Source organism: Thermostichus sp. OS-CIW-32, assembly GCF_054060415.1.
In genome coordinates this window covers 56,552-82,356 of sequence record NZ_JBSSDD010000007.1, presented here as the reverse complement: position 1 = coordinate 82,356, position 25,805 = coordinate 56,552, and the positions used below count along the sequence as shown (strand labels likewise).

Annotated in this window: 24 protein-coding genes; 12 read left to right on the top strand and 12 right to left on the bottom strand. The window is 58.9% G+C overall.

The annotated features are described in order from the left end of the window. Nucleotides 1-2 precede the first annotated feature (2 nt). The 3 genes from ACVWY8_RS09680 (at nt 3) to ACVWY8_RS09670 (ending at nt 2,685) form a co-directional block, all read left to right on the top strand. Nucleotides 3-1,196, top strand: coding sequence for an RNA-guided endonuclease InsQ/TnpB family protein (locus ACVWY8_RS09680; RefSeq protein WP_457394437.1), 1,194 nt, complete (start codon nt 3-5; stop codon nt 1,194-1,196). Beyond that, the gene (locus tag ACVWY8_RS09675; RefSeq protein ID WP_457394321.1) at nt 1,127-1,435 is read left to right on the top strand and encodes an ATP-binding protein; all 309 of its coding nucleotides are present in this window, start codon (nt 1,127-1,129) and stop codon (nt 1,433-1,435) included. The genes ACVWY8_RS09680 and ACVWY8_RS09675 overlap by 70 nt, the downstream gene beginning before the upstream one ends. A 167-nt stretch (nt 1,436-1,602) precedes the next feature. Continuing rightward, complete coding sequence (locus ACVWY8_RS09670) at nt 1,603-2,685, top strand: isocitrate/isopropylmalate dehydrogenase family protein (protein ID WP_414330085.1); 1,083 nt, start codon at nt 1,603-1,605, stop codon at nt 2,683-2,685. 56 nt (nt 2,686-2,741) lie between these two features. Here ACVWY8_RS09670 and ACVWY8_RS09665 read toward each other — a convergent pair whose 3' ends face one another. Further along, nucleotides 2,742-3,668, bottom strand: a complete 927-nt coding sequence (locus ACVWY8_RS09665; protein WP_414380950.1) for a D-isomer specific 2-hydroxyacid dehydrogenase family protein — start codon at nt 3,666-3,668, stop codon at nt 2,742-2,744. A gap of 323 nt (nt 3,669-3,991) precedes the next feature. Between ACVWY8_RS09665 and ACVWY8_RS09660 the strand changes: the two genes are divergently transcribed. The 4 genes from ACVWY8_RS09660 (at nt 3,992) to queA (ending at nt 8,952) form a co-directional block, all read left to right on the top strand. After that, a complete protein-coding gene (locus tag ACVWY8_RS09660) occupies nt 3,992-5,203 on the top strand; it encodes a phosphodiester glycosidase family protein (protein ID WP_457394324.1) in 1,212 nt (403 codons plus the stop codon). Between the two features lie 1,074 nt (nt 5,204-6,277). Beyond that, nucleotides 6,278-6,985, top strand: coding sequence for a cob(I)yrinic acid a,c-diamide adenosyltransferase (locus ACVWY8_RS09655; RefSeq protein ID WP_457394327.1), 708 nt, complete (start codon nt 6,278-6,280; stop codon nt 6,983-6,985). A 123-nt stretch (nt 6,986-7,108) separates the two neighbouring features. Beyond that, nucleotides 7,109-7,690, top strand: coding sequence for a dCTP deaminase (gene dcd, locus ACVWY8_RS09650; RefSeq protein WP_011433274.1), 582 nt, complete (start codon nt 7,109-7,111; stop codon nt 7,688-7,690). A gap of 83 nt (nt 7,691-7,773) precedes the next feature. After that, nucleotides 7,774-8,952 (top strand): tRNA preQ1(34) S-adenosylmethionine ribosyltransferase-isomerase QueA, encoded by a 1,179-nt coding sequence (gene queA / locus ACVWY8_RS09645; RefSeq protein WP_457394329.1) that lies wholly within the window; start codon nt 7,774-7,776, stop codon nt 8,950-8,952. Here the strand turns inward: queA and ACVWY8_RS09640 are convergent. The 4 genes from ACVWY8_RS09640 to ACVWY8_RS09625 form a co-directional block, all read right to left on the bottom strand. Then, on the bottom strand, nt 8,949-9,770 hold the full coding sequence (locus ACVWY8_RS09640) for an HAD family hydrolase (protein ID WP_457394332.1): 822 nt from the start codon (nt 9,768-9,770) through the stop codon (nt 8,949-8,951). The genes queA and ACVWY8_RS09640 overlap by 4 nt on opposite strands. Before the next feature lie 77 nt (nt 9,771-9,847). Further along, the gene (locus ACVWY8_RS09635; protein WP_011433271.1) at nt 9,848-10,117 is read right to left on the bottom strand and encodes a hypothetical protein; all 270 of its coding nucleotides are present in this window, start codon (nt 10,115-10,117) and stop codon (nt 9,848-9,850) included. Nucleotides 10,118-10,129: 12 nt separating this feature from the next. Further along, nucleotides 10,130-11,410 carry a beta-ketoacyl-ACP synthase II gene (gene fabF / locus ACVWY8_RS09630; RefSeq protein WP_457394335.1) on the bottom strand — a complete coding sequence of 427 codons (1,281 nt, stop codon included), beginning with the start codon at nt 11,408-11,410 and terminating at the stop codon, nt 10,130-10,132. 33 nt (nt 11,411-11,443) lie between these two features. Next, on the bottom strand, nt 11,444-11,689 hold the full coding sequence (locus tag ACVWY8_RS09625) for an acyl carrier protein (RefSeq protein ID WP_414343279.1): 246 nt from the start codon (nt 11,687-11,689) through the stop codon (nt 11,444-11,446). A gap of 231 nt (nt 11,690-11,920) precedes the next feature. Between ACVWY8_RS09625 and rpsF the strand changes: the two genes are divergently transcribed. From rpsF to ACVWY8_RS09605, 4 genes are all read left to right on the top strand, one after another. Next, a complete protein-coding gene (gene rpsF / locus ACVWY8_RS09620) occupies nt 11,921-12,211 on the top strand; it encodes a 30S ribosomal protein S6 (RefSeq protein WP_011433268.1) in 291 nt (96 codons plus the stop codon). A gap of 73 nt (nt 12,212-12,284) precedes the next feature. After that, complete coding sequence (locus ACVWY8_RS09615; RefSeq protein WP_414332102.1) at nt 12,285-12,683, top strand: single-stranded DNA-binding protein; 399 nt, start codon at nt 12,285-12,287, stop codon at nt 12,681-12,683. Nucleotides 12,684-12,710: 27 nt separating this feature from the next. After that, the gene (locus ACVWY8_RS09610; protein WP_457394338.1) at nt 12,711-13,409 is read left to right on the top strand and encodes a M14 family zinc carboxypeptidase; all 699 of its coding nucleotides are present in this window, start codon (nt 12,711-12,713) and stop codon (nt 13,407-13,409) included. 209 nt (nt 13,410-13,618) lie between these two features. Continuing rightward, nucleotides 13,619-14,152 (top strand): universal stress protein, encoded by a 534-nt coding sequence (locus ACVWY8_RS09605; protein WP_457394340.1) that lies wholly within the window; start codon nt 13,619-13,621, stop codon nt 14,150-14,152. A gap of 4 nt (nt 14,153-14,156) precedes the next feature. On the opposite strand, the gene ACVWY8_RS09600 is transcribed toward ACVWY8_RS09605, so the two are convergent. The 5 genes from ACVWY8_RS09600 to purM all read right to left on the bottom strand — a co-directional run bounded on the left by ACVWY8_RS09600 (nt 14,157) and on the right by purM (nt 20,339). After that, complete coding sequence (locus tag ACVWY8_RS09600; protein ID WP_457394343.1) at nt 14,157-15,641, bottom strand: DUF4340 domain-containing protein; 1,485 nt, start codon at nt 15,639-15,641, stop codon at nt 14,157-14,159. An 18-nt stretch (nt 15,642-15,659) separates the two neighbouring features. Next, on the bottom strand, nt 15,660-17,219 hold the full coding sequence (locus tag ACVWY8_RS09595; protein ID WP_457394346.1) for a GldG family protein: 1,560 nt from the start codon (nt 17,217-17,219) through the stop codon (nt 15,660-15,662). Between the two features lie 47 nt (nt 17,220-17,266). Further along, a complete protein-coding gene (locus ACVWY8_RS09590; RefSeq protein WP_011433262.1) occupies nt 17,267-18,052 on the bottom strand; it encodes an ABC transporter permease in 786 nt (261 codons plus the stop codon). Beyond that, entirely contained in the window at nt 18,049-19,059 is a 1,011-nt protein-coding gene (locus tag ACVWY8_RS09585; RefSeq protein WP_457394348.1) for an ABC transporter ATP-binding protein, read from the bottom strand. Before ACVWY8_RS09585 ends, ACVWY8_RS09590 begins: the two co-directional genes overlap by 4 nt. A 215-nt stretch (nt 19,060-19,274) precedes the next feature. Next, nucleotides 19,275-20,339 (bottom strand): phosphoribosylformylglycinamidine cyclo-ligase, encoded by a 1,065-nt coding sequence (purM, locus tag ACVWY8_RS09580; RefSeq protein ID WP_414387809.1) that lies wholly within the window; start codon nt 20,337-20,339, stop codon nt 19,275-19,277. Nucleotides 20,340-20,483: 144 nt separating this feature from the next. On the opposite strand from purM, the gene ACVWY8_RS09575 reads away from it, so the two are divergent. After that, entirely contained in the window at nt 20,484-21,650 is a 1,167-nt protein-coding gene (locus ACVWY8_RS09575; RefSeq protein WP_457394351.1) for a septal ring lytic transglycosylase RlpA family protein, read from the top strand. Here the strand turns inward: ACVWY8_RS09575 and ACVWY8_RS09570 are convergent, their stop codons facing one another. Further along, nucleotides 21,651-22,661: a response regulator gene (locus tag ACVWY8_RS09570; RefSeq protein ID WP_414380964.1), complete on the bottom strand. Its 1,011-nt coding sequence runs from the start codon at nt 22,659-22,661 to the stop codon at nt 21,651-21,653. It lies immediately after the preceding gene. Beyond that, nucleotides 22,658-25,720 carry a PAS domain S-box protein gene (locus tag ACVWY8_RS09565; RefSeq protein ID WP_457394354.1) on the bottom strand — a complete coding sequence of 1,021 codons (3,063 nt, stop codon included), beginning with the start codon at nt 25,718-25,720 and terminating at the stop codon, nt 22,658-22,660. The genes ACVWY8_RS09570 and ACVWY8_RS09565 overlap by 4 nt, the downstream gene beginning before the upstream one ends. Between the last annotated feature and the right edge of the window lie 85 nt (nt 25,721-25,805).

The following is a 25,805-nucleotide window of genomic DNA, read 5'->3' as shown; positions in this document are numbered from 1 at the left end:
TTATGAGCCAAGTCCTGAACGTCTCCTGTAAGCTCAAGGCGTCCCAGTCGCAAGCCGCCAAATTGGACGCGACGATGGAGGCTTTTGGCCAAGCCTTGAACTGGGTCAACCAGAACACGCCGGAGAAGATCGTCAACGCGGTCAAACTGCAATCCCTTTGCTACTACGAGATTCGAGCCCGGTTCGGCTTGTCCAGTAACTTGGCTCAACAGGTGTGCAGACGGGTGGCCGGCGCTCGCAAAGTGGCGAGACAGCGCAACCGTCCGGTTAAAGAGTTCAAGCGTAGGTTCGTTACCTACGACGCACGTATCTTTTCATTCCGCGAGAAAGACTGGACGGTGTCGCTGACCACGGTTGAAGGGAGAGAACGCTTTGAGCTAGCCATTGGTAACTACCAGAGGGGAATGCTGGCTGGCTCTAACCCCAAATCGGCCACCCTAGTCCAGCGGAAGGATGGCTCCTACTCCATCCAGATTTGCGTAGAGAAAAAACCACCCAAGCAACAAGATACCGACAAGGTGATCGGGGTGGACTTGGGAAGGACAGATATTGCCCATACGTCAGAGGGGGACAACTGGAATGGACAGCAGTTGAACAGAGTCCGCGACCACTACTCCCGGTTGAGGGCGGTACTCCAACGCAAAGCCAGTAAGGGCACACGCAGTTCGCGGCGCAGATGCAGAGAACTGTTGCAACGGCTGTCTGGCAAGGAGAGACGCTTTCAAACGTGGGTCAATCATCGCATCTCCAAAGCTATTGTCTCTAGGGCAAAAGCTACCAACAGCGCTATTGCTCTGGAAGACCTGACAGGGATCCGGGAAAGGGTCAATCAACAGCCACGCAGCAAAGCCGAGCGGCGTAGGACCAACAGTTGGGCGTTCTACCAACTACGTCAGTTTCTGGAGTACAAGGCGAGGGTTGCAGGGGTTTCTCTGATTCTTGTGCCGCCCGCCTACACGTCGCAGACCTGCCACCGGTGTTTGCATATCCATCCCGATCCTGCGCAATCCTACCGCAGTGGCAAGTCGTTCAAGTGTGGGCACTGTGGATGGGAAGGGGATGCGGATTTGAATGGTGCGAATGTGATTGCGCTCTTGGGGGCTGTCGTAAACCAGCCTAGAGGTTCGTGGTTGGCTTGCCAACTGCAGGGCTACCGAAAGCCCGCCCTGTACTGCGAAGCAGTCAGGGTCGGGTAGTTTACGCTCCCTACACCCACTTGGAGCTGAAGATCATCGACGATGGCTGTGGTATGCCGGCGTCCAAGAGTGGGGTGGATCCCGCCCAGCCGTCTGGCTATGGACACGGGTTGCTCAACATGCGCTACCGAGCCGAGTTGATCGGGGCAAGCATTGCTTGGCGTAATCGCCGCTTTGGCAGTGGCACAGTTGTAGAGCTGCGAGTCCCTCTGCCGCCGAGTCCCCGATCTTGCGGCTAGCCCCCCCTTTTCTGAGGTAGCAGACGCAGCATTTTCAGTCTCAACCTGTTCTATAGTCGTTTAAGCTCAAGGGTTCCCGGTTCTCTAACCTGTCTGGTGGAGGGATCCTCTCACGCCGGCAGGACGGAGTTTTTGCACTGTCGTTGACACTGCGAGGAGAAGCATCTGTGGCCTATCGTGTGACTTTGATCCCTGGGGATGGCATCGGCCCGGAAGTGGCCAAGGCGATGACCACGGTCTTGGAGGCTACTGGGGTTCGGTTCGAATGGATCCCGGTAGAGGCAGGGGTGGAGGTGATTGAAAAATACGGCACCCCCTTGCCACCCCAGGTGTTGGAGTCCATTCGGGAAACCAAAGTGGCGATCAAAGGGCCGATTGGCACTCCCGTAGGTACTGGCTTTCGTTCGGTCAACGTAGCCATTCGCAAGGAGCTGGATCTCTACGCCAATCTGCGCCCGGCCAAATCCATGCTCGGTGTCAAAAGCCCTTTTCAAGACATTGACCTAGTGGTGGTGCGGGAAAATACTGAAGATCTCTATGCCGGGATCGAGTTTGAACGGGGCACGCCGGAAGCCATCCAAGCGCGGGAGGAAATGATGCGCCTCTCCGGCAAACCCATCCGCGAGGGATCCGCCATTGGCATCAAGCCCATTTCGGACTTCGGCAGCCGCCGCATTGTCAAATTTGCCTTTGAGTACGCCCGCCAGAATGGCCGCAAGAAGGTGACGGCAGTTCACAAAGCCAACATCATGAAGTTCACCGATGGCTTGTTTTTGCAGGTGGCGCGGGAGGTGGCCCAGGAGTACCCCGACATCGAGTTTGAAGATCGCATCGTGGACAACATGTGCATGCAACTGATGCAAAAGCCGCAGCTCTACGATGTGCTGGTGCTCACCAACCTCTATGGGGACATCATTTCCGACTTGTGCGCGGGGATGATCGGCGGGCTGGGGGTGGCGCCAGGAGCCAACATTGGCGACGGCATTGCGGTTTTTGAGGCCATTCACGGCTCTGCTCCCAAATATGCCGGCCAAAACAAAGTCAACCCCTGCGCTCTGATCCTCTCCGGGGCGATGATGCTGCGCTACCTAGGAGAGCGGGAGGCTGCCGCAAGGGTGGAGGCGGCGGTGCAGGCGGTGATCGCCGAGGGCAAGCAGGTCACCTATGACCTGGCCACAGGGGATCCCGTCGGCACTCAGGAGATGGCAGAGGCCATTGCTGCCCGCGTGCAGGAGATGGCTCCGCAGTAGGGTTTGGCGTCAAATGTTCTGATCCCAGGCTCCTCAAAAGGGAGGGACTGGGGGCCTCAGTACCCCAAAGCCAGATCCACCACCCCTAGCAAGGGATCCCCGGCCCGGAAGCGCCGCACATTTTCTCGCACCCGCTTAGAGAGGGCTGGGACAATCATGGCATCGGTAAGAGCAGTGTGGGGGGTAATCAGGCAGTTGGGCAAGCTCCAGAGGGGATGCCCATCCGGTAGGGGCTCGGGATCCGTGACATCCAAGGCGGCCCCGCGAATGACCCCCTGCTGCAGGGCGGCCACCAAGTCGGAGGTCACGATGTGCTTGCCTCGCGCCACATTCACCAACCAACACTGGGATCCCATCTGCTCCAACTCAGCTTGGGCGATGATCCCCTCGGTTTCCGGCGTGAGGGCCAAAGCCAGGATCACCACATCTGCCCCTGCCAACACCGTTTGCCGTTCCGCGAGTGTCACCACCCGCGTGGCCCCCGGCAAGGGATCCGCCTTGCGACGCACCACGTCGATGGAGCACTGAAAAGGCTGCAACAGCTTGATCAACTCTTGGGCGATGCCCCCGGCCCCAAAAATGACCACGCGGCTGCCCCAGAGGCTGGTACCGGAGCCCTCCTGCCACGTTTGGGCCAAGGCGCGGATCTTCAAGTCGCGCAAGCCGGCCAAGGTCAAGGCCAAGGCATGTTCTGCCACCGGTTGAGCATAGACTCCCTTGCCACAAGTCCACACATAGGCAGGATGCAAAACCCCTGCCCGGACAAAAGGCTCTACCCCCGCCCAGGGCAGCTGCACCCAGCGGATCCCTTTCCCTTCCGCCAGACAACGCTTCAGGCCAGGCACATCAAAGGCATCGGCCCAGACCAAGGCTTCTGCTTCTGCCAGGGGCACAATTTCGCCGCCCCCTGCCAAAACAGCCTCTTTGAGCCAGGGGCGAAGATGGCCGGGTTCGACGGCAATGCGTTTGCCTTGGATGCCCATAGGAACCGTTGGATGAGGCTTTCCCCTTGCCAGGATACTGCCGGAGATGGCGTGCACGGGCAGCCAAACCGGTGATCGAGTGTTAAGGGATCCCAAAGGGATCCTGGGCCACTTCCATAGGATCGCTAGGGTGAAAATTAGGGCTGCTGTGTTGGCTCAATCCTTAAGTAGGTAGCATTCCCCAATGACCCTATCCGAACTGCTGATCTTGGTGACGCTGCTCTTTCCCGGGATCCTGTTGTCGCTCATTGTGATGGGAACCTTTGCCGCAGGGGGATGAGCATCTCCCAATGACAATGGTGAAGCCCTAAAGACGTGAAGACATGTCCAAAACCAAGCTGAGCGCCTGGGTCATGGGCTGGGGGTTAGCCTGCACTGCTGCTCTCTTTTTGCCCAGCGTGGCTGCTCAAGCTCAGGTGACCCTCGGTGTGCAGCCGGTGCGGGTGGTGCAAGGGATCCCTTTGTACCAGAAGGAGGTTTGGGTTGGAGACAATCGGATCCCCGTTTCTATCGTGGTGGTTTCTCTCGCAGCCGGCCAACTGCGGCCTATCTGGGCTGCACGCGCGGGGCTGGTGGGTCTGGGGGAGCTGTCTTCCTTTGGCCCCGAACAGGGAGCAGTAGCCGCCATTAACGGTGGGTTTTTCAACCGCAACACCCGTCAGCCGCTGGGGGCAATTCGTCGGGATGGCCGCTGGATCTCCAGCCCCATTTTGGGTCGTGGGGTCATCGCTTGGTCGGATGGGACGGCAGGGCAAGAAGGGGGATCCGTGCGCTTTGCCCGTCTGCAGATGCAAGCAGAGCTGCGCAATGCCATTGGGGATCAAATCCCAGTGGTGGGCATCAATACAGGCTATATCCTGCCCGGCATCTCCCAGTTCACCCCCGACTGGGGATCCACCTACACCACCCAAACGGACGACGAAATGCTCGTGATGGTGCGGCAGGATCAGGTGCAAGAAATTCTGGTGGCGGGCCTGGCCGGCAGTTTGACGGTACAGATTCCCAGTGAGGGGTATGTATTGGCAGGGCGGGGGCTAGAAGGTGCCCTAGAAGCCCGCAAGCTGGTTCCCGGGGATCGCCTCAGCCTTCATCTGCGCTTGGATCCGCCCGAGCTGGAGGCCTATCCCCACATCCTAGGGGCAGGGCCGCTCTTGCTCTTGGATGGGCAGGTGGTTTTGGATGCCCGATTGGAGGGATTTCAGCCTCTCTTTCGCAGGCAGCGAGCCGCCCGCAGTGCCATCGGCCAACTGGACAGCGGACATTTGCTGCTGGTTACCGCCGGCAATGCCCAGGAAAATCAAGGGCTCACCCTGCTGGAGATGGCACAGTTGATGCAGCAATTGGGCTGTCGCCATGCCCTGAACTTGGATGGGGGCAATGCTTCCACCTTGGTGCTGGGGGGAGAAGCCGTCAATTTGGAACACCGACACCCAGAAGCCAGCCCACCCAACAGTGAGACGGATCCCAGTCCCTCCCGGCGGCGCACACCCCGAGTTCACAATGGCCTAGGGTTTTTCCCAAGCCCAAGTCGGTGACAGAAAACTTTTGTGCCGGCGGGATAGAGTCTTTTCCCTTTGATCCAGGGATCGAGGGTGGGATCCCCGGACTTTCTGGCTGATTGGAGGAGGGGTCAAGTATTCTCCAGGATTGGATCTACCTTCTCAACAAAAATCTCTCCTCGCCAGAGGAAGGACTCGGCTTTGATTGCGCAATGGGATCCCGGCAATCTCAGCACCCAAAGCCCCAGAGCTTTTTCAGGTCAATTTTAAGTGGGATCCAAACTGAACGCCCAATGCTCATTTCTCATAACAGAAATAGAGATTAAATTAAGTAGAAAACATTGGCCTTGAGACCGGTAAGAAAAATGATCAAAGAGGCGATCTCTTGAAGAAGACGACCTCAGAGTATAAAAGGCACGCAATTCTTTACGCTTCTGCTAAATCAGATGCTGGTTTTCAAAAAAGTATTGTCAATAATCCATTTTTTGACGAAGATGATTGACGAATTTATATTTCTTCACTCTCGAGGTTAGAAATTAACTCCTTGGACTTTTGGTTACAATTCTCTCTACTACGAATGTTCGCTAATGTGTAGGCCTACCCGGCTCCCGACCAAATGTATAGTTATTTTAAAAATGACTATCTCTCCTGGTGGACAAGGCTTTTGGGGTAGGTTGACCCTTGCTCCTCTCTCGTGGGTGGGCTGCTGGTACTGGCATTCCTGTTTGTGAGAGTTAATCTTATTTGGAAGAAATTGATCTTTTTCTCAAATTTTTATAGAGCACCTCTATACTCAAGTGAGATAGCCCTGCACACAAGCTTCTGGGCTAGGCCTGAAATTTTATTGAGATCCCCTGTCAAAGCTTTTCAGGTATTGCCTCTTGTGCCAAAAGGCTAGGATGGGCAAGGATTGTATTTTCTATTACTCTATTGGGGATGATTTGTATGCCAGCTAGAAGCAGAACCGACTCATTGACGGATACGCACAGGTGGTGTTTCATGGAATCCATAGCCGACGCTCTCCACCACTTGTAGGCCTTGTAACCTAGGGCCGTGTTCTCTAGCCTGCTCGCGAGATAGAACGTGGTTTGCACTGCTTCTCCAAATCCTATGCCTTCCTCCAAGGATGCCGCTCCTGTAGCCCGCGCCAAACAGCCTGCGGCTCAAGCCAGCCCTGCTGCCGGCGAGCTTTTCCTTCAGCAGAATGGATCCCTCTCCGCCCAGTTGGTTCCCCAGGGATCCCTGCAGCTTTACACCCACCCCAGCCGGGGCATGTTTACGCCCGTCATGGCTCAGGCGATGCGCTTGGCAGGCCAGGGAACGCGGGTGCTGATCGTGCAATTTCTCAAGGGTGGGATCAATCAGGGGCCCGCAAATCGTCTCTCCCTGGGCAGATCCTTGGAGTGGGTTCGTTGTTGCCTGCACCGCTGCATCGATACACCTCACCTAGAGCCTGAGGAGCGGGTGGCATTGGATGAGCTGTGGCAATTTACCCAGGAGGCTGTCAGGAGTGGCCGCTATGACTTGGTGGTGTTGGATGAGCTGAGCTTGGCTGTGAAGTTGGGCCTGATCCCAGAAGCGGAAGTGCTGAGCTTAATCGACCAACGCCCCATCTCCATGGACATGGTGATCACCGGGCCGGAGATGCCAGATTCGTTTCTGGAGCGGGCCGACTTGATCACGCAGCTGCGCCTACGTGGCATCCCAGGCCCAGGGCTCCGCACTGCCGATGGGAATGTTGCCTGTTCTCTGGATCCCCCTCAAGTCAGCGGCACAGGTGCTATGCCTACAGCAGCCCATGTTGCTCCGCACCGCTAGCGCAAACAGTTTCCGCTCCGAAAGACCTAGGCAACACGGGTCGCGTCAGGGGGGCGGAGTCCCAATAAGACTGGAGCTTGTCCACCAGATGTGCCCTCACTCTCCAGGAAGCCGGCTGTAGCCATGTTGAAAAACGACCGCTGGATCTGTGAGCAAGCGCGGCGAGGGATGATTGAGCCCTTCTGTCCTGAGCTGGTGCGCGCTGTTGAGTCTCGGCCTGTTTTGAGTTACGGGCTGTCCTCCTATGGCTACGACATCCGCCTGTCGCCGGTGGAGTTCAAGATCTTTCGCCATGTGCCCGGCACGGTGGTGGATCCCAAGCGGTTTAACCCCAAGAATCTGGAAGCGGTGGAGCTGCACCACGACGAGATGGGGGATTACTTTATCATCCCGGCCCACTCCTATGGGTTGGGGGTGTCTTTGGAGCGGCTGCAAGTTCCGGATAACATTACCGTGATCTGCATTGGCAAATCTTCCTATGCCAGGGTGGGCCTGATTGCCAACCTGACGCCCGCTGAGGCGGGATGGCGGGGTTATCTCACCCTGGAGTTTTCCAACGCCTCCAGCGCCGACTGCCGTGTGTACGCCAACGAAGGGGTGGTCCAGCTTCTTTTTCTGGAAGGGGATCCCTGCCAAGTGACCTACGCCGACCGCGCCGGCAAGTATCAGGATCAGCCGCAGCAGGTGGTGGTGGCCAAGGTTTAGCTGCTTCCCTCAAAAGGGAGAGGGTTGGCGGGATCCGGTTGGCTATGCTGGATCCACGTAGAACCCCATCTTGATTCATCTCCATGCCTGACTCTTTTTCGCCTGCTGCTGCTCCCCCCAGTGAGGCCGAGCCTTTGGGCGATAGGGAGTCCAATCCCGATCTGCTTACAGCTTCCTACGATTACACTCTCCCTCCAGACCAGATTGCGCAAACGCCGGTGGAGCCCAGGGATCAGGCGCGGATGCTGGTGGTGTACCCAGATAGGCACGAGCATCGCCGCTTCTGCCATCTGCCCGACTACCTGCGGGAGGGGGATCTGCTGGTTCTCAACGATACCAAGGTGATCCCGGCCCGCCTGTTCGGGGCCAAGGAACCCTCCGGGGCGCGGGTCGAAGTGTTGCTGCTGGAGCCTTGTCTGGAAGGGATCCCTGCCGCTGCGCAACCTCTGCCGGATCAGGCGTGGAGCTGGCGGGTTTTGGTCAGGCCGGGCAAACGGGTGAAGGTGGGGGATCGGATTGGTTTTTGGAGCAAGCAGGGATCCCCCTCTGGGCTGAGGGCCACTGTTCTGGCTTTGGACCCGGAAACCGGCGGGCGAGTGGTGCAGTTTGAGTGGGAAGGGGCGCAACCTTTTGAGGAAATCCTGGAACAGGTGGGCCGGATCCCGCTTCCTCCCTACATCAAGACTTCCGGATCCCCGGGCTCAGGACAAGTTCGCCCTGAAGACTACCAAACCCTCTGGGCCAAACACCCCGGCTCGGTGGCTGCTCCCACGGCAGGGCTGCACTTTACCCAGGAGCTGCTGGAGCGGCTGGCCCAAAAAGGGATCCAAACGGCCTACATCACCCTGAACATCGGCCTGGGTACCTTCCGACCGGTGGAAGCGGAGCGGGTAACCGAGCATCGTCTCCACAGCGAGTGGCTCAAGGTGCCGGCAGAAACGGTGGCAGCCATCCAAAAAGCCCAAGCCCGAGGGGGGCGGGTGATCGCGGTGGGAACGACTGTGGTGCGCTCTTTGGAAACCGCGGCAGCCTCTGGCACCTTGCAGCCTTGGCAGGGGAAAAGCGATCTATTCATCTACCCCGGCTACTCCTGGCGGGTGATTCAAGGACTGGTCACCAATTTTCATCTGCCCCGCTCCAGCCTGATGATGCTGGTGGCTGCGCTGATTGGGCGGCAAAGGCTGCTGGATCTCTACCGAGAGGCCATCGAGCAGGGGTATCGCTTCTATTCCTTTGGGGATGGCATGCTCATCTTGCCCTAGGGCTGGGGCTGACCTCCCTGGGATCCCTTGAAGGAACCGGCCTCCGCTTCTGCTTCAACTGGGGTCGAAGGACGGTTTTGCCCGCCGGCAAACCAGTTCCGGATGCGATCCCATTCCACCTGATGGTAGCCGTCCACCGCCCAATTGGCCCGCCGCTGCAGCATGTGCAGAGGAAAGAAGGTGGCCAGAGCCAGCACCGGGATCCCTGCCGAACGGGCTGCCTGAATGCCGGGGTAGGTGGCCTCAATGCTCAAGCACTCCTGGGCAGGCAATTCCATCCGCTGCAAAAGCAGGCGGTGCAAGTGTCCTGGGGAAAATATTGGGCCTGCATCATCCCCCGTCACTTGATAGGAGCCCACATCGGTCAACTGTATCAGGGCCGGGCAACAGGACTGGAAACGCTCCAGAAAAGCGGTCACCTCGGCTGCCGATTGGCCGCACAGCAGGCCGACCTTCAGTTGCAGCCGCTCCAGCGTCTCCAAAGTTTCCCTCAGGCCGGGAATGAGAGGCAGCTCCCTTTGCCCCTGCAAAGCTTGCTGGTAGTATAGGGCCTTGCGTTTCAGCAGCTCTTCCAGCTGCTTGGGGTTGAGCACCCGCCCTTGATCCCCCCACAGAGCCGGCAGGCGCTCTCGATCCGGTCGGCCCAGGTATTGCAGCCGGTAAAGCTCCCGCTGCCCAGGGGATCCCGACTTCGGCCAGCACAGGTTCCAGGGGCGCAGGTTCTCTTCCACCAGCAGTTGGTTGATGGCCTGTAGGTGCAGGCTCTCGTCATCGGCCACCACTCCACTCCAGCTCAAGATCACCCCTTGCAGTCCCATAGGGGGGACATCACCCTCTGCTAACGACCGCAACCCAACTGCCGGATCCCTGCTTCAGATCACAGCAGATGGCTTGTCTATCCATTTTGGACGCGACGCTCGAACTCTTCCCGAGTGGTGTCCACCAATTGCACTGCCTCTGGATAGAGCTGAGGATGGTTTTGCTTCAGCCAACTGAGCACCCGCGCCAATTGAGCTGCACACAGATCCAAATCCGCTTGAAAAATAACCGCCGCCGCCATGTGCTGAGCATATTCGGGCGGGTGACCTTGCTGCGCCAGCTCCGCCGTCAAAGCGGCCAAGGCTTGTTGGCGAACTGAGGGCGACGAACTTTCGGGAGAAGACATAGGCCAAGCCTTTCAATCGGGAGAGTAGCGGCGCAAAGCCAGCGTGACGTTGTGCCCACCAAATCCAAAGGCATTGACCAAAGCGGCCTCGACAGCCATCTGCCGCCCCTTGTGGGGTACAAAATCCAGCCCTTCGCACTCGGGATCGGGGTTGTCCAAGTTGAGGGTAGGAGGAACCCAGCCGTGGTGGATGGCCAAAGCTGTGGCCACCGTGGCAATGCCGCCCGCTCCCCCCAACAGGTGGCCGGTCATGGACTTGGTGGCGCTGATGGCCAAACGGGGGGCATGTTCGCCGAAGACCGACTTGATGGCCTGGACCTCGGCAATATCCCCTACAGGGGTGCTGGTGGCATGGGCATTGATGTGTTGCACATCCCCAGGCTGAAGCCCGGCATCCTTGAGGGCCAGCCGCATCGCCCGGGCCGCTCCCTCGCCGCCGGGGGCAGGGTTGGTCATGTGGTGGGCATCACAGGTGAGGCCATAGCCGACTATCTCCGCATAGATCTTGGCCCCGCGGGCGCGGGCGTGCTCTAACTCCTCCAGCACCAGGATCCCTGCTCCTTCCCCCATGACAAAGCCGTCCCGATCCCGATCGAAGGGCCTACAGGCTTGCTCCGGGGTGTCGTTGCGGGTGGAAAGGGCCTTCATGGCACTAAACCCCGCCATGGACAAAGGGGTAACCGCCGCTTCCGTGCCACCTGTAATCGCCGCTTGCACCTCTCCCCTCTGGATGAGCCGAAAGGCATCGCCAATGGCGTTGGAGCCAGAGGCACAGGCCGTAACTGTGCAGGAATTGGGGCCTTTGGCGCCAAAATGAATGGCCAGGTGACCCGCAGCCATATTGGCGATCATCATGGGCACCATGAAGGGGCTACAGCGATCCGGCCCTTTCTGCAGATAGATGGTCTGCTGCTCTTCCAAGACGCGGATGCCGCCGATGCCGGTGCCCAAGATCACCCCCACTTGCTCAGCGTTGAGAGCGGTGATGCGAAAGTCAGCGTCCTCCAAGGCTTGCCGGGTGGCCGCCATCGCCAGGTGCACAAAGCGGTCGGTGCGCTTGACATCCTTGCGATCCAAATAGTCGAGGGGATCAAATCCCTTCACCTCTCCGGCAATACGGCAGTCGTGGCGGGAGGCATCGAAATGGGTAATCGGCCCAATGCCGGAGCGCCCTGCCAGCAAGCTCTGCCAAAACTCGGCAGGAGAGTTGCCGATAGGGGTGACCGCACCCAGGCCCGTAATCACAACGCGGCGGGTTGGCCTGAGAGCAGTGGCGGGATCCAGAGTAGCCATCGTCCGGTGTTAGCCCAGGGGTATGGAGGCAGATTAGGCAGCTTTCTTCGAGAGGATGTAGTTGACAGCGTCTTGCACGGTGGCGATCCTTTCTGCATCTTCATCGGGGATCTCCAGGTCGAATTCCTCTTCAAAAGCCATGACCAGCTCCACCGTATCAAGGCTGTCGGCCCCCAGGTCGTTCTGGAAATTGGCTTCTGGGGTCACTTTGTCATCTTCCACGCCCAGTTGATCGGACACGATCTTGCGAACACGGCTATAAACTTCGTCTGCGCTCATGCTTGGAATCCCAACTCTCGATTCAGCGTGTCTTGGCCGGGCCAACCAGCGGCCAATGAAGCAATCCCTATTGTATCGGACAATGGATCCCCTCTTGTGAGCAGCCTCACCTGCATTGGCTGCTGCGGCCAGGGTATGGGAATTGGGCGGCAGCCTTTTCGGTTGTGGGAAAGAAAAGCTAGTATAGTCCACTGCGTCTCTACCACTGGATTCTAAGGAGAACTTGCTTCCATGCCCCGCGCTTACGAAACGATGCTGATTGTGCGTCCTGATCTGTCAGATGAACCCCTCGAACAACTGCTCAGCAGTCAGGAGGCAATCCTGCGAGAGAACGGAGTAACCCACGTGGAGATTACCAATAGGGGCAAGCGCCGCTTTGCCGGGTTTGAGATGAAAAAGTTCAAGGAGGGTCTGTACATCCAGTTCAACTACGAAGCCGAACCCAATGCGGTGGCTGCCTGGGAGAAAAACCTGCGCATCAACGAGAGTGTGCTGCGCCACATGACTCTCCGCGTCGGCTAGGTTTGACGGCATCCTGGCCTGCGGGCATGATGGAAGTGCCCTGAGCTGCCCCTTATCCCTGGATGGCTCCGTTATGAACTCGATTGTGTTGATGGGCGAGGTTCTGTCTGAGCCAGAGCTGCGCTACACCCCTGATAACTTAGCTGTTGCGTCCTTGGTGATTGGCTTTCCCAGCTTGCGCCCGGATGAGCCGCCCTACCGGGTGCGCGTTTCCTCTTTTGGAGAACTGGCCAAAAGGGTGGTGGACACCTGCCATGTGGGCGACCAAATCACAGTGGAAGGCCAACTGCACATGAATGTGGTGGAGCGAGATGGGCGCAAGGAAAAGCTGGCCGAGATCACCGCGCGCCGTGTCCATCAACTGGGATCCGCTCGCGTTCTCTCCCTGACGGGGATGGGCGAACCGGCGATTGTGGAATCCTCTGAGGGGGATGTGGTTTCCCCACCGGAGCCGGACGATCTCCCGTTCTAACGGTTGCGAGACTTGCCGGGATCCCCCATGTCTCAAAAACTTGGCGAACCCTTGGGATCCCTGCAGGTCATCGGCTACTCGGTGCAGGGACGTCCTATTCACCTTTGGCAGCTCACCCAAGGGATCCGCTCCTTGCTGCTGATCGGCGGAGTACACGGGGACGAGGTGGAAGGATACACTCTGATCGAGCGCTATGTGGCCTCGGGGAGATGGGGATCCTTGGCCGGGAAGGCGACCTTGTGGGCGATCCCTCGCTTGAACCCGGATGGCTGTGCCCTGGGGCAACGTCTCAATGCCAACGGTGTGGATCTCAACCGCAATCTGCCCACCCAAGATTGGATCCCGGCCTCTTTGGAAGCTCGCTATCCGCCCGGAGCAGCCCCAGGCTCCGAGCCCGAAACGCAAGTGTTGTTGACGAGTTTGGCCCGGATTCAGCCCCAATTTATCCTTTCTGCCCACTCCTGTCAGGCACACCCCTGTGTGAACTACAACGGCCCTGCCCTTGAGCTGGCCCAGGTGATGGCCGCTTGCAACGGCTTGCCCGTCGCCGCCGACATTGGCTATCCCACCCCCGGTTCTCTGGGCACTTGGGCAGGGCAGGAACGGCGGATCCCAACCCTAACGCTGGAAATCCTGCGGGGCACTCCCCTCGATCAAGTCTGGCAAGAGCAGGCCGAGGCGCTGCAGGCGGTGTTGGAGTGGGCAGCCCAAGGCGATGCCTTCTGACCGGTGTCAAGATCTCTGAACTTTCGTTGCCAATCTGCCTAGTTCGTTCAAGATATCTGGGGTTTTCTCGCCCAAATCTTCTACAACACAGATAGATGGGGCAGAGCAGAGGGGAGCTTGGAGTCGAGGGAAAAGGGGTCAGAGGTCAACCCCGAAGTCACGCTGCTTCTGCCTTGTGCCCCGCTGTTAGCCATCTGGAGGAAGCCGATATGTTCAGCAGGATTTTGGTGGCAGTGGATCGGTCGGAGCTGAGCCAGGGAGTATTTCAAAAGGCCGTCCAAGTGGCCAAGGCCATGCAGGCCAGCATGATGATTCTCCATGTTCTGTCTCAGGAAGAGCCGGGTGCCCCAGAGCCGCCGATGATCCTGGGGGTAGATTACAGCTCCACCATCAGCGCCGAGCTGTGGCAGTCCTATCGGGAGCAATGCGCCATCTTCGAGCAAAACCAGATGGACTACCTGCGCTCGCTGGTGGAGAAAGCGGCTGAGCACGGGATCCGTGCTGAGTACAGCCTCAACTACGGCAACCCCGGTCGAGTCATCTGCGATCTGGCCCGCTCTTGGGAGGCGGACTTGGTGGTGGTGGGCCGCCGCGGCCACTCCGGCCTGAGCGAGCTGTTTCTGGGCAGCGTCAGCAACTACGTGCTGCACCGCGCCCCCTGCTCGGTGTTGACGATACAAGGGGAAGCCCTGAAAAAAGCAACCCAAACCGCGGAGGAGAAGACAGCTACCCCTGCTGGCTAAGGCTCTAGGAACTCGGGGGCGAGGGGGTGGAAGGCGGTTGCGTGAGTGGGGCGGAGTCCTTGCTCTCCGGCTGGCCTTCCAAGAGGCGATTCACTTCGGTTTCCAGGCTGTTGAAGGTGCTCAGCTCGATCACGGCAATGTCCGGCTGGCGGCTGCTTTGCACATAGGCCCGCAAGCCAGAGGAGGCCAAGCTCAGGGCCAAGGGATCCTGCTCGGCGTCGGGTTTGGGCTCAAAGGTCAGCCGTAGGTCCGGATCAGACAACACCCTCTGGGCTTCTGCATCAGCTTGTTCCACAAACTCTTTGGCGCGGGCAGCATTCAGGCTGGAGAACAGAGAGCCGAGATCCACAGGCTGGCCCGGTCGCTCCGAGTTTTCCCAGCGCAGCTCCAAGGATCCCTTCTCTGAAGGCCGAGGGGTGAGGGTGACCTTTTCCCCTTGGGATTCTAAGGTGACTTGGCCCACTTGGTTGGCGTTGAGGCGGGCAATGCGGTGATCCCGCAGCTCTTCCAAGTCGGAGCGGAGAATATCGGCGGTGCTGGTGAGCAGGGTGGCCACTGCCGGGTGCTCAGAGGTGATGACGTACACCTGGCCATCTTTCTCCGATCCCAAAGCGACGTTCAGGGTTTTGCCGCCCTCCAGCTCCACCGTCAGCCGGGCGGAAGGCTGCTCCAGGCCATAGGGGGCGAGCTCGTCTTTGGTCTCGGCGGGGAACTCCACGGCTTGCAGGCGGGCCAGAGTATTGAGCAAGCGGTTGACGTTGATCTCATCGGCAGGCAGCTCGCGGGGCTGGACAATCTGCCAAGTAAAGTGCTCCGCACCGCTGGCGCGAACGTCTTGCCGCTGCAGGCGAACAACTTCCGGCTCCGCCTCTGCCAACTGCACTTGCAGGGCTTTCACCTCGGCTGTATCAAACTGAAGCAAAGTCTTGTCCCGCAAAGCCAAGAGAGAGGGCAACAGGGATCCCTTCTGGGCACTGCTTAGAAGCACCACCTGTCCCCCTTCGGGCTGGGCGTAGAAGCCGGAGCCATCGAAGTTGTCGTTGCCGATGGCTAGGCGGTAGGGATCCCCTTCTTTGGGGAAAAGGGCAATTTGGTGTCGCGGCTGATCCAGGCCAAAAGCGGCTAGGTCGGTGGCCCCCTCTAGGGTGATTTGGGGAGTGAGGCGGGAGAAGGTGTTGAGCAACTGCTCAATGGGGAAGTCCAGCGCCGCCGACTGGATGGGACCGACGATCCGCCAGCGGGATCCCTCTTCTTCTGGATTGCGCTCCAAAAGGATTTCCAAGTACTCCGCACCGCTGCCGCGAACGGGTTCCCCCTCTTTCTGTTGGCGGATTTCAATGCGGGCGATGGTGTCGGTGGCAAAGTGGAACAGCCGCGCTCGCTCCGCCTGTTGCTCCTGACGCAGTTGCTGGATGTTGTCCAAGAGGAAGTAGCCCAGCAAACAGGCCACCGCCAAACCCAGGAGAATCCAGGTGGTTCGCTTGAACATGCCTGCTTTCCTCCAGCTCTACCGTCTTTGCCACCACAGGGCAGCTCCGGAACCCAGGGCCGCCAAGGGCAAAAGGACCGTCGATCCCAGCACCAGCCAGCGGAAGTTTTGACCGGTCAGGGTGAGACGGCGATCCGTGATGGATTTGGGGCGGATGGAGATCTGCTCCGTTTGCTCAGTCAGCCAGTTGAGGGTGTTCAAGAAGAGATCCCGGTTGCCCTGCTGCCGCAAGTTGCCGTTGAGGGCAAAGTTGACATTGCCGATCACCACCAGGCGGGCCTCCTGCGGGGATCCTGTGTCGGCCTGGTCGGCGTCCAAACGGCGGGTTAAAGCAACACCCAAGGTGAGGGGGCCGGGCTTGTCCTGATCCGGATCGAATTGCAAGGGGCCACTTTCCAGCTCAGGACTGGTCTCCCCCCAGCTTTGCGGGCTGGTGCGCAGTAGGGGCGTGGCTTGGATCCCTTCGCGGGCTTCGGTTTCCACAGAGCGGGCCAGGGGGAACAGGGTCATTAGCCGCTGGGCCGCCAAGGGGGCGGTGATGGGGTGATCCCCGTAGGTAGTAACCAGGGCAACCGCCGGCCCTGTCCCCAACAGTTGGCTGACGCTGCTCACCTCAATGAGGATGTCATCCCCCAAGACCACGCCCCACTCTTCCAGCAAGGGATCCAGGCCAGCCTCCACCCGCGGCCCGATCAGCAACAGCAGCCGTCCGCCTTTCGCCAGATAATCCTGCAGTTTCTCCACCTCGCCGGGGAACAAAGCCCGCTGTGGCCCCGCCAGCACCAGGACATCCGCCTCTTCTGGGATCCCCGATTGCACCAAGTTGAGGGGCTCTACCCGATAGCCTTCCTGACCCAGGGCTGCCGCCGCCTGGGCCAGAGTTGGAGTACCTTCCCTCGCTTCCAGCCCCACTTCCCCGTGCCCTTGCACGAAATAGGCCAGCAACTCCCCTCGGTTGACCACTTTGGACAGGACGGGGGTCAGTTTGCTCTCCAGATCAGGGGCAGGGGGCTGAGGCAGTTGTTGCCGGCTTTCTCCGGCCTCCACCACCAGGGTGTTGTTCTGGGTCACCTGCAGCCGCTGAATGGTCAAGGGATCCCGGTTGGGATCCACAAACTCAAACTGGAAGCGGTTGGGGTTGAGGCGGCGATAGCGCTCCAGTTGTTCCCGCAAGTTGGGATCCGGCGCAGTGGTGACCACCCAAACTTTGACCGGTTGCACCAATCCCTGCACCAATTGCCGGGTTTGGGTCGAGAGGGTAAACAGGCCCTCCTCGGTGAGATCCAGCCGCAGGTCGTAGCGCACCGCCACCACATTCACCAGCACCAGAATGACGGCCATTGCCACCACCGCCACCAGGATGTTGGCGTTGGTCTGGGTGGAACGCAGACCGAGGAAGACCCCCACCTCCTGCCGGTGGGTGATGCCCCAAACCACCATCAGGGCCAAACCTGTTGCCAGCATGCTCAGGGGCACAGCCGTCCAACCGGTAAAGGCGGATCCCACCACCAGGCCAATGGCGATGACGCCGATGCCCAGGATCCCTGTCCAGTCCTTTAACGCGCGCCAGTCCTTCATAATGCTCCGCACCGCTGCCGCAAACACCACACTCCTCCCATCTGACCCTAGCTCTGTTGCCAGCGCAGGCTTTCCACCGATTGCACCGTGGCAAACAGCCCCAGGACGATGATGCTCAAGAAAAGAATGAGGCTGCTGCTGCTGAGGATCCCTTGCACCCAGTTGCTGTATTGCTGCAGCAAAGACACATGCCGCAGCGTCGCGGCAATCCAGTTCTCCTCCTGGCCGGCTGCCGCGTCGATCACCCAGAGCAACAAAATCAAGCCAAAGGTGGCCACTGCTGCGATGAGGGTGCTGTCTGTCAGAGAAGAGATAAACAACCCCAAGGCCATAACGCTACCCGCCAGCAGGGTTAGGCCCACATAACCCATCAGGGTCAGGCGGTAGTCCACTGCCGGGTTGGCGCTGCTCAGCACCAGCACATGGTAGACCAGCGGCGGCAGCAGCAGCGTGATGAAAAACACCCAGACCGCCAACCATTTGCCCAGGGCCACCTCCAAGTTGGTGATGGGAGAAGTAGCCAGCAGCTCCATCGTGCCTCGCCGCCGCTCCTCGGCATAGGAGCTCATGGTGAAGATGGGCAATAGAAATAAGGAGAGGGTGCCCAAGAGGTTGAGAAACTGCTGCGACAGGATGGTGGCGGCGTCGAAATTGTTCTCCTGGCCGAACTGGGCGAAAAGATCCACCTGCTGAGAAAAGCTGATCACCCGCACCAGAATATTAAAGAAGAAAAACCCCGCCAGTCCCCAAAACACCGCGGCCACCACATAGGCAATGGGGGAGGTGAAGTAGCCGCGCAGCTCTTTGCGAAAAATGGCAACCACTCCGTTCATGCCGCTTCCTCCAATGCGCCCTCAGATCCCTCTTGCGTAGTGAGCTGCAGGAAAATCTCTTCCAAAGAAGCCTGCGGGCGGCCTATCTCGTAGAGGTCGATCCCCGCCTGCACCAGCACCCTGGCCACCTCCGGGATCCAGCCGTCCGCGGCAGCGTTGCTCTTGAGCTGCACCTGCCAGCGGGAGGGATCCGCCGCCAAGGGCTGTAGGCTCACCACCTCCACTTGGGGCAAAGGCTGCAGGGCCGTCCGGATGGCCATTGCCTCGGTTGCCCCCACCACCAGCTTTGCCTGCTGCCGATCCTGGAGCTGGGCTGTCAGCTCGGCAGGCGTGCCAATGGCCGCCACCTGGCCGCGGTTGATGATCACCACTCGGTCGCAGGTCATGCTCACCTCGGGCAGGATGTGGGTGGAGAGGATGATGGTGTGCTCCCCCGCCAGGCTCTTGATGAGCTTGCGCACCTCGATAATCTGCTTGGGATCCAGCCCAATGGTGGGCTCATCCAGGATGATCACCGGCGGGTCGTGAACCAGAGCTTGGGCGATGCCCACCCGCTGCTTAAACCCCTTGGAGAGCTTGCGGATGAGGGTGTGGCGCTTTTCTTCCAGGCTGCACCGCCGGATCGCCTCGTCCACCCGCCCGGGCCGATCGCCAGCGCTGACCCGCTTGATCTGGGCCACAAAGTGCAGGTACGCCTCCACCGTCACGTCGGGGTAGAGGGGTGGGTTTTCCGGCAGATAGCCAATGCGCTGCCGCACCGCCATCGAGTTTTCGTGAACATCAAACCCGGCCACCCGCGCCGTCCCCTCGCTGGCAGGCAGATACCCCGCCAAAATGCGCATGGATGTGGTCTTGCCGGCTCCGTTCGGCCCCAAAAAACCCATGATCTCGCCGGCGTTCACCTGGAAGGAAACATCGCGGATGGCAGTGAAGCTGCCGTAGGTTTTGCTCAGATGCTCAACTTCGATGGCACCCGCGGTTGCACGAGCAGTGGGTAAACCTGTCATCAGCAACTCCTAACCTAGAGGGTCAGCAGCGATTAGCAAACGGTCCAAGGCCGAGTTACCCCTATTCCCAAAGAGGACAAGTGTCGGGAAGCAGGCTCGGGCAAGAAGGCGGGCAACAGCGCTGAGGCCATATGCCAACTTAGCATAGCGACGGCGAGGATGAGTCGAGGGAACTGGGATCCCTTTCCCCCTTTTGGTGGGGATCCATCGGTTGGCTAGTCGGCAGGGCTTGTGAGGGATCCCCACTGTTCCAGTCCCAGAACGCGGCTTTCCCCTGGACAGGCCGCCACCACCTCCCCAATGGGGAAGGCTTCGGGGAGCAGGGATCTCACCTGATTTTCCGCCTCAGGGGGGATCACCAGCACATAGCCCACCCCCAGGTTGAAGGTGCGGAACATCTCCAAGGTCTCCACCTGGCCCTGTTCTTGGAGCCAGAGAAACTCCTGTGGGATGGGCCAGCTATGGGGCTGCAGCCGCGCCGCCTGGTTGGGGGCCAAACAGCGGGGCAAGTTTTCCGGGATCCCGCCGCCAGTGATGTGGGCCATGCCGTGGATGGCGATCCCTGCTGCCTGCAGCCGCTGCACCGCCTGCACGTAGATGCGGGTGGGGGTGAGGAATACTTCCGCCAAAGGCCGATCCCAGCCGGGAGGCCGGTGATCCCAGCGCCAACCCCGGTCGGCCACAATCCGCCGCACCAAGCTGTAGCCGTTGCTGTGTAGGCCGCTGCTGGGCAAAGCCAACAACCGATCCCCAAGCTGTACCCGCGACCCATCCAGAATGGCCGCCTTCTCCACAATTCCCACACAAAACCCGGCCAGGTCGTACTTCCCAGGGGGATAAAACCCCGGCATCTCCGCCGTTTCCCCGCCCAGCAGTTGGCAGCCCGCTTCCTGGCAGCCCGCCAAGATGCCATCGATCACCTGCCACAGGGCTTCTGGCTCCAGCTTGCCAGTGGCCACATAGTCCAAGAAAAACAGCGGCCGGGCCCCCACCGTCAGCACATCGTTGGCACACATCGCCACCAGATCGACGCCCACCCCCTGGTGCTGACCCCACTGCTGGGCAATGTCCAGCTTTGTCCCCACCCCATCGGTGCCCGCCACCAACACCGGCGCTTGATACCCTGTCGGCAGCTCAAACAGGCCGGCAAAGCCGCCGATGCCACCCAAGGTTTCTGAAGAACCTGAAGACGGAACTTGAATCCGTTCAACGCGCTCGCGGATCCCCCTGACAAAGGCCTGGCCCAGATCGATGTCAACCCCTGCTGAGCGGTAGTCCAAGATGCCGAAACCCCTTATGCTATCAAGACTTGGGCTTTTGTGCCCGACTGTGCAAACTGGTCAACTCAGAAACCTATGGTACATTAACTTCTGTTTTAACCGTCGCCTTGGAAGTTGTACAGGATTGGAGAGGAGCGCGGCCTCATGCGAAATTGGAAACAGCTTGGACAGGGACTGGATCCCGCCCGCAAAATGGGCTTGGTCAGCTGTCTCTGTGTCACGGCTTTGGGCTTGCCGGCAGGCATGTTGGGCAGCTTCGCCCCGCGAGCACAAGCCTCAACGCGAACCGGATCCCCCAACACCCGAGCAGCAGAGCTGTCACCTGCATCCAAATTGCCCCCCCCGGCCACCCCTTCCCAACCCCTCCCTGCTGCCGCAGCCCCAGTCAGAACGCTGCCGAGAACCCCCCAAACCCCTATCTCCGGCCACGAGGGTCTTGCCCCTGCCAAACTGGGTACCCTGAACTTGGATCATCCCTTGAACCGATCTCGCCAGGCGATCCTGCCCCGTCGAGCAGAAGAACCCATTCTCAAGATCGGCGAACAACAGCAGCACACCAACCAGCCCATCTCCACCCTCTACGACTATCAGATGGACGGGCAACAGGTGGTTACTGTCTATGTGCGGGATCTGCCCATTGTCAGCTTTGTCGAGCACCCTGGGCTGGAGCCACCGCTCATGCGGGCCAGCGCCCTTGTGGCCCAGCTCAACCAAATGGCCCAGGGATCCCTGAAAGACACCACCATCACCCTAGGTTGGGCAGGTTTGGAATTGGCCGAACAAGGCTTGGGTGTTCCTCTCTACACCATTCAGGTCAACAACAAGGAATTGCTGCGCATCGACGATGGAGTGCTGTTGATCGACAACCAGCGCCCGGTGGATGTGGCTGTTTTGGCCGCCAACCGTCTCCGCCGTCTGCTGCTCGATGCCCCGCCCATTTCAGCTCCGGCCCTGCCTCAACCGGCTGCTCTGACCGCCAAAGCCGCTGTTGCAGGTTCCAAGCCGAAAACAGCCCCTCAACAGGAACCCGCCCCCGTCCGCGTGGTTGGGCCTGTGCAAGAGGGCATTGCTTCTTGGTATGACCTGCACCCAACCCGCCATGAGATGACGGCTGCCCACCCCACCCTGCCCTTTGGCACCGAGGTACGGGTGACCAACCTGAAAAATGGCCGCCAGGCCGTGGTGCGCATCAACGATCGCGGCCCTTTTATTCCCGGTCGGATCATCGACCTTTCCCTGCGGGCGGCAGAGGTGTTGGGGATGGTGCGCTCAGGGCTGGCGCCTGTGCGGGTGGAAGTGGTGCAACGCTAGCTAGGGCACGGGCGAAAAGCGCTTGGAATCGGGGGAATAGCGCCAAGAAATGCCCTCGGGATCCCGGCTGCGGCTCCACTCCGGAAACCCGGTTTTGAATTTCCAGTAGGTAATGGCGGAAACCACCACCCCCAACCGTTCCGCCAACTGAGTCTGGTTGAGGGGGCGCAGCGGTGCCCGTGGCGCCGTAACGGCGGTGGGGCTGGGTGTGGGGGCAGAGCCTGCCGACTCTTGGGGGGCCGTGGCTGCAGGGGTGGGCGCTTCCTCCTCCAACCGGTGACTACGGCTGGGCTCCTGGGGACGCAGCAGGCTGAACTGGCTCAACAGGCCAACATTTTCCAGGTTTAAAAGATTTTCCAGGTTAGAGGTCTGGTGGATCAGCTCCAGCTCACGGCGAAACTCATCCTCCAGCACCTGCAGATAGTGCTCCCGCTTCTGCTCCGACTCGGCATCCTTGAGCAGACCCAAGGCAAAGCTGAGGTTCGAGAGGGGCTCGCTCAGATCCTGCAAGAATTTCTTGAACAGAGTGCCCTTCACCTCCGAGAACTGCTGCAGCTGCTGCAGTTTTTGCCGCAGCTCTTCGATTCTTTTTTCTTCCAGCTTGCGGTTCTCGAGGCTCTGGCGGTGGTTGTGCAGGGCAATTTCAATGGTGGTGTAGAGTTCCCGCTCTTTGAAAGGCTTGATGATGTAGCCGAAGGGCCGGGTCTCCTTGACGCGGGAGAGGGTGTCTTCGTCGGCGTAGGCCGTCAGATGCACCACCGGAATGTTGAAGCGCTCGGTGATCCGCTTGGCGGCTTCTATACCATCGATATCGCCTTTTAGGACGATATCCATCAAGACCAAGTCCACCGGCATCTCTTCCAGCCTTCGGATTGCTTCTTCCCCGGAAGAAGCAATGGCGGGCACAGCGTAGCCAAATTTTTTCAGAACGTTGGCAATGTCCTTGGCGATGATCTTCTCGTCCTCGACGACCAGAATACTGCCTTTGACAAGGGGTGGAACTCTCTTCAAGGCTCGCTCCTCGGAAAGGTAATGATGAAGGTGGTACCCGGTTTGCTTCTCAATTGTATCTTGCCCTGTAGCTGATCGGTGAGGGTTGCAACCAGTTGTAAACCCAGAGATTGAGTTTCCTTGAAGTCAAAGTTCGGGGGCAAGCCAACGCCATTGTCGGAGACTCGCAACTGAGTATATTTGCGGGTTTGGCTGAAATGAATCTCTATCTCCCCGCTGCGGCCCTTCGGGAAGGCATACTTGAGGCTGTTGGTCACCAACTCGTTGATGATCAGGCCACACAAGACCGCATCGTCCAGGTTGAGGCGGATCCCTTCGGCGCGGATGTTGGCGCGAATGCTCTCGGGGTTTACCCCGTAAGAGTGAAAGAGGTTGGAGATCAAATTGTGCAAGTACTGCTTGAGATCCACAGCGGCCAGATTGTTGGATTGGTACAAACCTTCGTGGATCAAAGACATGGCTTGAATACGGCTGCCGGCATCCTTAAAAACGCGGGCGTACTTGCGGCTTTTGATCTGGTCAGCTTGGAGCCGCAGCAGGCTGGAGATAATTTGCAGATTGTTTTTGACGCGGTGGTGAATCTCCCGCAGCAGAACTTCTTTTTCCTGAAGGGCGGCCTGGATCTGCAGCTCTGCCCGTTTTTCTTCGGTAATGTCTTCACAAATGCCGATGATGAAGAGGTTTTTGCCCTCGGGATCCCGGACTGCAGAGACTGCCAGGCGGCACCAAACCACCTTTCCGCTGCGGTGGATGTAGCGTTTTTCCAGGTGGTAGCGATCCCGTTGGCCGTTCAAAACCTCCTGGAAGAGTTGCCAATCTTCCTGAATGTCCTCGGGATGGGTGAGGTCGCAGAAGCTCATGTGGGTCAGTTCGGCAGCGCTATAGCCCAAGATCTCTTCCAGAGCGGGGTTCACTTTTAGGTAATGGCCCCGATGATCGACGATGGAAATGCCCAGGGCTGACTGCTGGAAGATGCCCCGTAAACTCAGCTCACTTTGGCGAAGGGCTGCCTCGGCTTGCTTGCGCTCGGTAATGTCCAAAATCTGGCTTAGAAAGTAGCTGGGATCCCCTTGGGCCGTGCGCACCAGGGTGATGCGAAGAATGGCATAGACTATTTGGCCGTTCTTGTGGATGTAGCGTTGTTCCTGTTCGCACTGATGCACCTGGCCGGCCAGCAGGCGGTTGCTGTTTTCCAGAGTGGTGGCGATGTCGTCGGGATGGGTGATGTCGAGGACGGTTTTCCCTTTGAGATCCTCCAGGGTGTAGCCCAGGGTTTCGGTAAAAGCGGCGTTGATTTGCAAATAGGTGCCATCCACGTGGGTCATGGCCTTGGCAATGGGGGCCCATTCAAAGGATTGGCGGAAGCGTTCTTCACTTTCTTTGAGGGCAATTTCTGCCTCCACGCGGGCGCTGATGTCGATCACCTGGTTGAGAAACTGGGTGGGCTGTCCTTCCTCGTCGGTGAGCAGGGTGGCCTGAAACAGCACATGAACAACCTGGCCGGAACGGTGGGTGTAGCGAATCTGGCGCTGGCTGACGGAGACCTTCCCTGCCAGCAAAGCCTCATTGGCCCCCAGCAGTGGGTTGACATCTTCGGGGTGGAGAATGTCCAGTTGTTGCCGATGTTTCAATTCTTCGGGGGTGTAGCCGACAATCTGGGCAAAGGCATCGTTGACCTGGATAAATCGCCCCTGCAAGTCCACAAGGGCAATTCCATTGGGGGCCAGCTCAAAAATCTGCCGAAAATGGTTGGCGCTTTGTTGCCAGGCTTGCTCTATACGACGCCGTTCGGCTTCCAGTTGCTTGGACTCAGTGATGTCTTCGACGATCCCTGCTACCCGATAGATTTTGCCCTCTTTGTCGGCGATGGGAAAAGTGCGTTCCCGCAGCCAAATCAGGCGGCCATCAGTGTGATAAATGCGGAAGACAACATCGGTGGATTTGCCCTCCGATTGGGCTTTGAGGATGGTGGGGAACAACCAGCGGTCGTCGGGGTGGATCTGGCGGATCCAGGCTTGGGGGTTGGCGTAGGCCTCTTCGGCGGAGCGGCCCCAAATGGCTTCACAGGCTGGGCTGACGTAGATCAGCTCTTTGCTGTAGACCGTTGTAATCCAAAACAGTTGTTGCGTATTCTCTACCAGTTGCAGAAAACGATGCTCGCTCTCTCGGCGGGCTTCTTCCAATTGTTGTTGTCGTTCTTTAAGTTGACGGGATGCTGTGATGTCAGTAACAAATCCTTCAAAATAGAGGGGATCCCCTTGGTCGTTGTAGATGGTACGGGCATTTAAAGAAATCCAAATTAGCCTGCCATCTTTGCAGCAGACTTGGTGTTCAAAATTCACAACTTGACCTTCTCTCAGCATGCGCTGGATGAATTCGGCTCGTTGCTCCGGATCGCTATAGATTTGGGTGCCAATATCGGAGACGTTGTGCATCAAATCCTCAGGGGATTCGTAGCCGAAAATATGGGCCAAGGCCGGGTTGGCAACCAGATATTTGCCCTCTAGGGTGGTTTGAAAAATGCCTTCGACGGCGTTCTCGAAGATCTGCTGGTAGCGGGCAGCAGTGCTGCGGCTGTCCTGCAGTTGGGATTGGAGCTGCTCGAGGGTTTGCCGATGCTCCTGGGCTTGGAGAAGAATGTGCTTCAGGCTGAGGGCAACGAGGTCAATCTGTTCCCGTTCAAAGGAACTCAGTTGGCGAGGATGGCAGTCAAGCAGGTGCAGATTGGCCAACCGGATCCCCTGCTCAGTTTGCAAGAGAAAGGACTCATGAAAAGGCCATTGCTCAGAGCCGACATCGGGGTTGAAAGGTTCTCCGGCTGGGATCCTTTGCGGATCCCGGTAGAGGATCCCTTTTGAAGACGAGTGGGGATTGGATCCCGGCTGGGCCAGTTCTAGATAGACCAAAGGTACTTTCAACAGTTGACCCAACAATTGCAACAGCGGGTACAGCGCTGTACCCAGTTCGGTTTGAAGGGACTGCCCTTCCCTGGGAGCAGTCCGCGGGAAAGCAAAACCGTGCACAACGGATCTTGGCGAGCGAGAAATGGGAGGTGACATGGGAAAACCTGGCCGAGGAGCTGGCTCAACCCAGTCCATCACGACAGATCGGGGGTGCCTGGTTGGGCTGATCTCCACAGGGAAA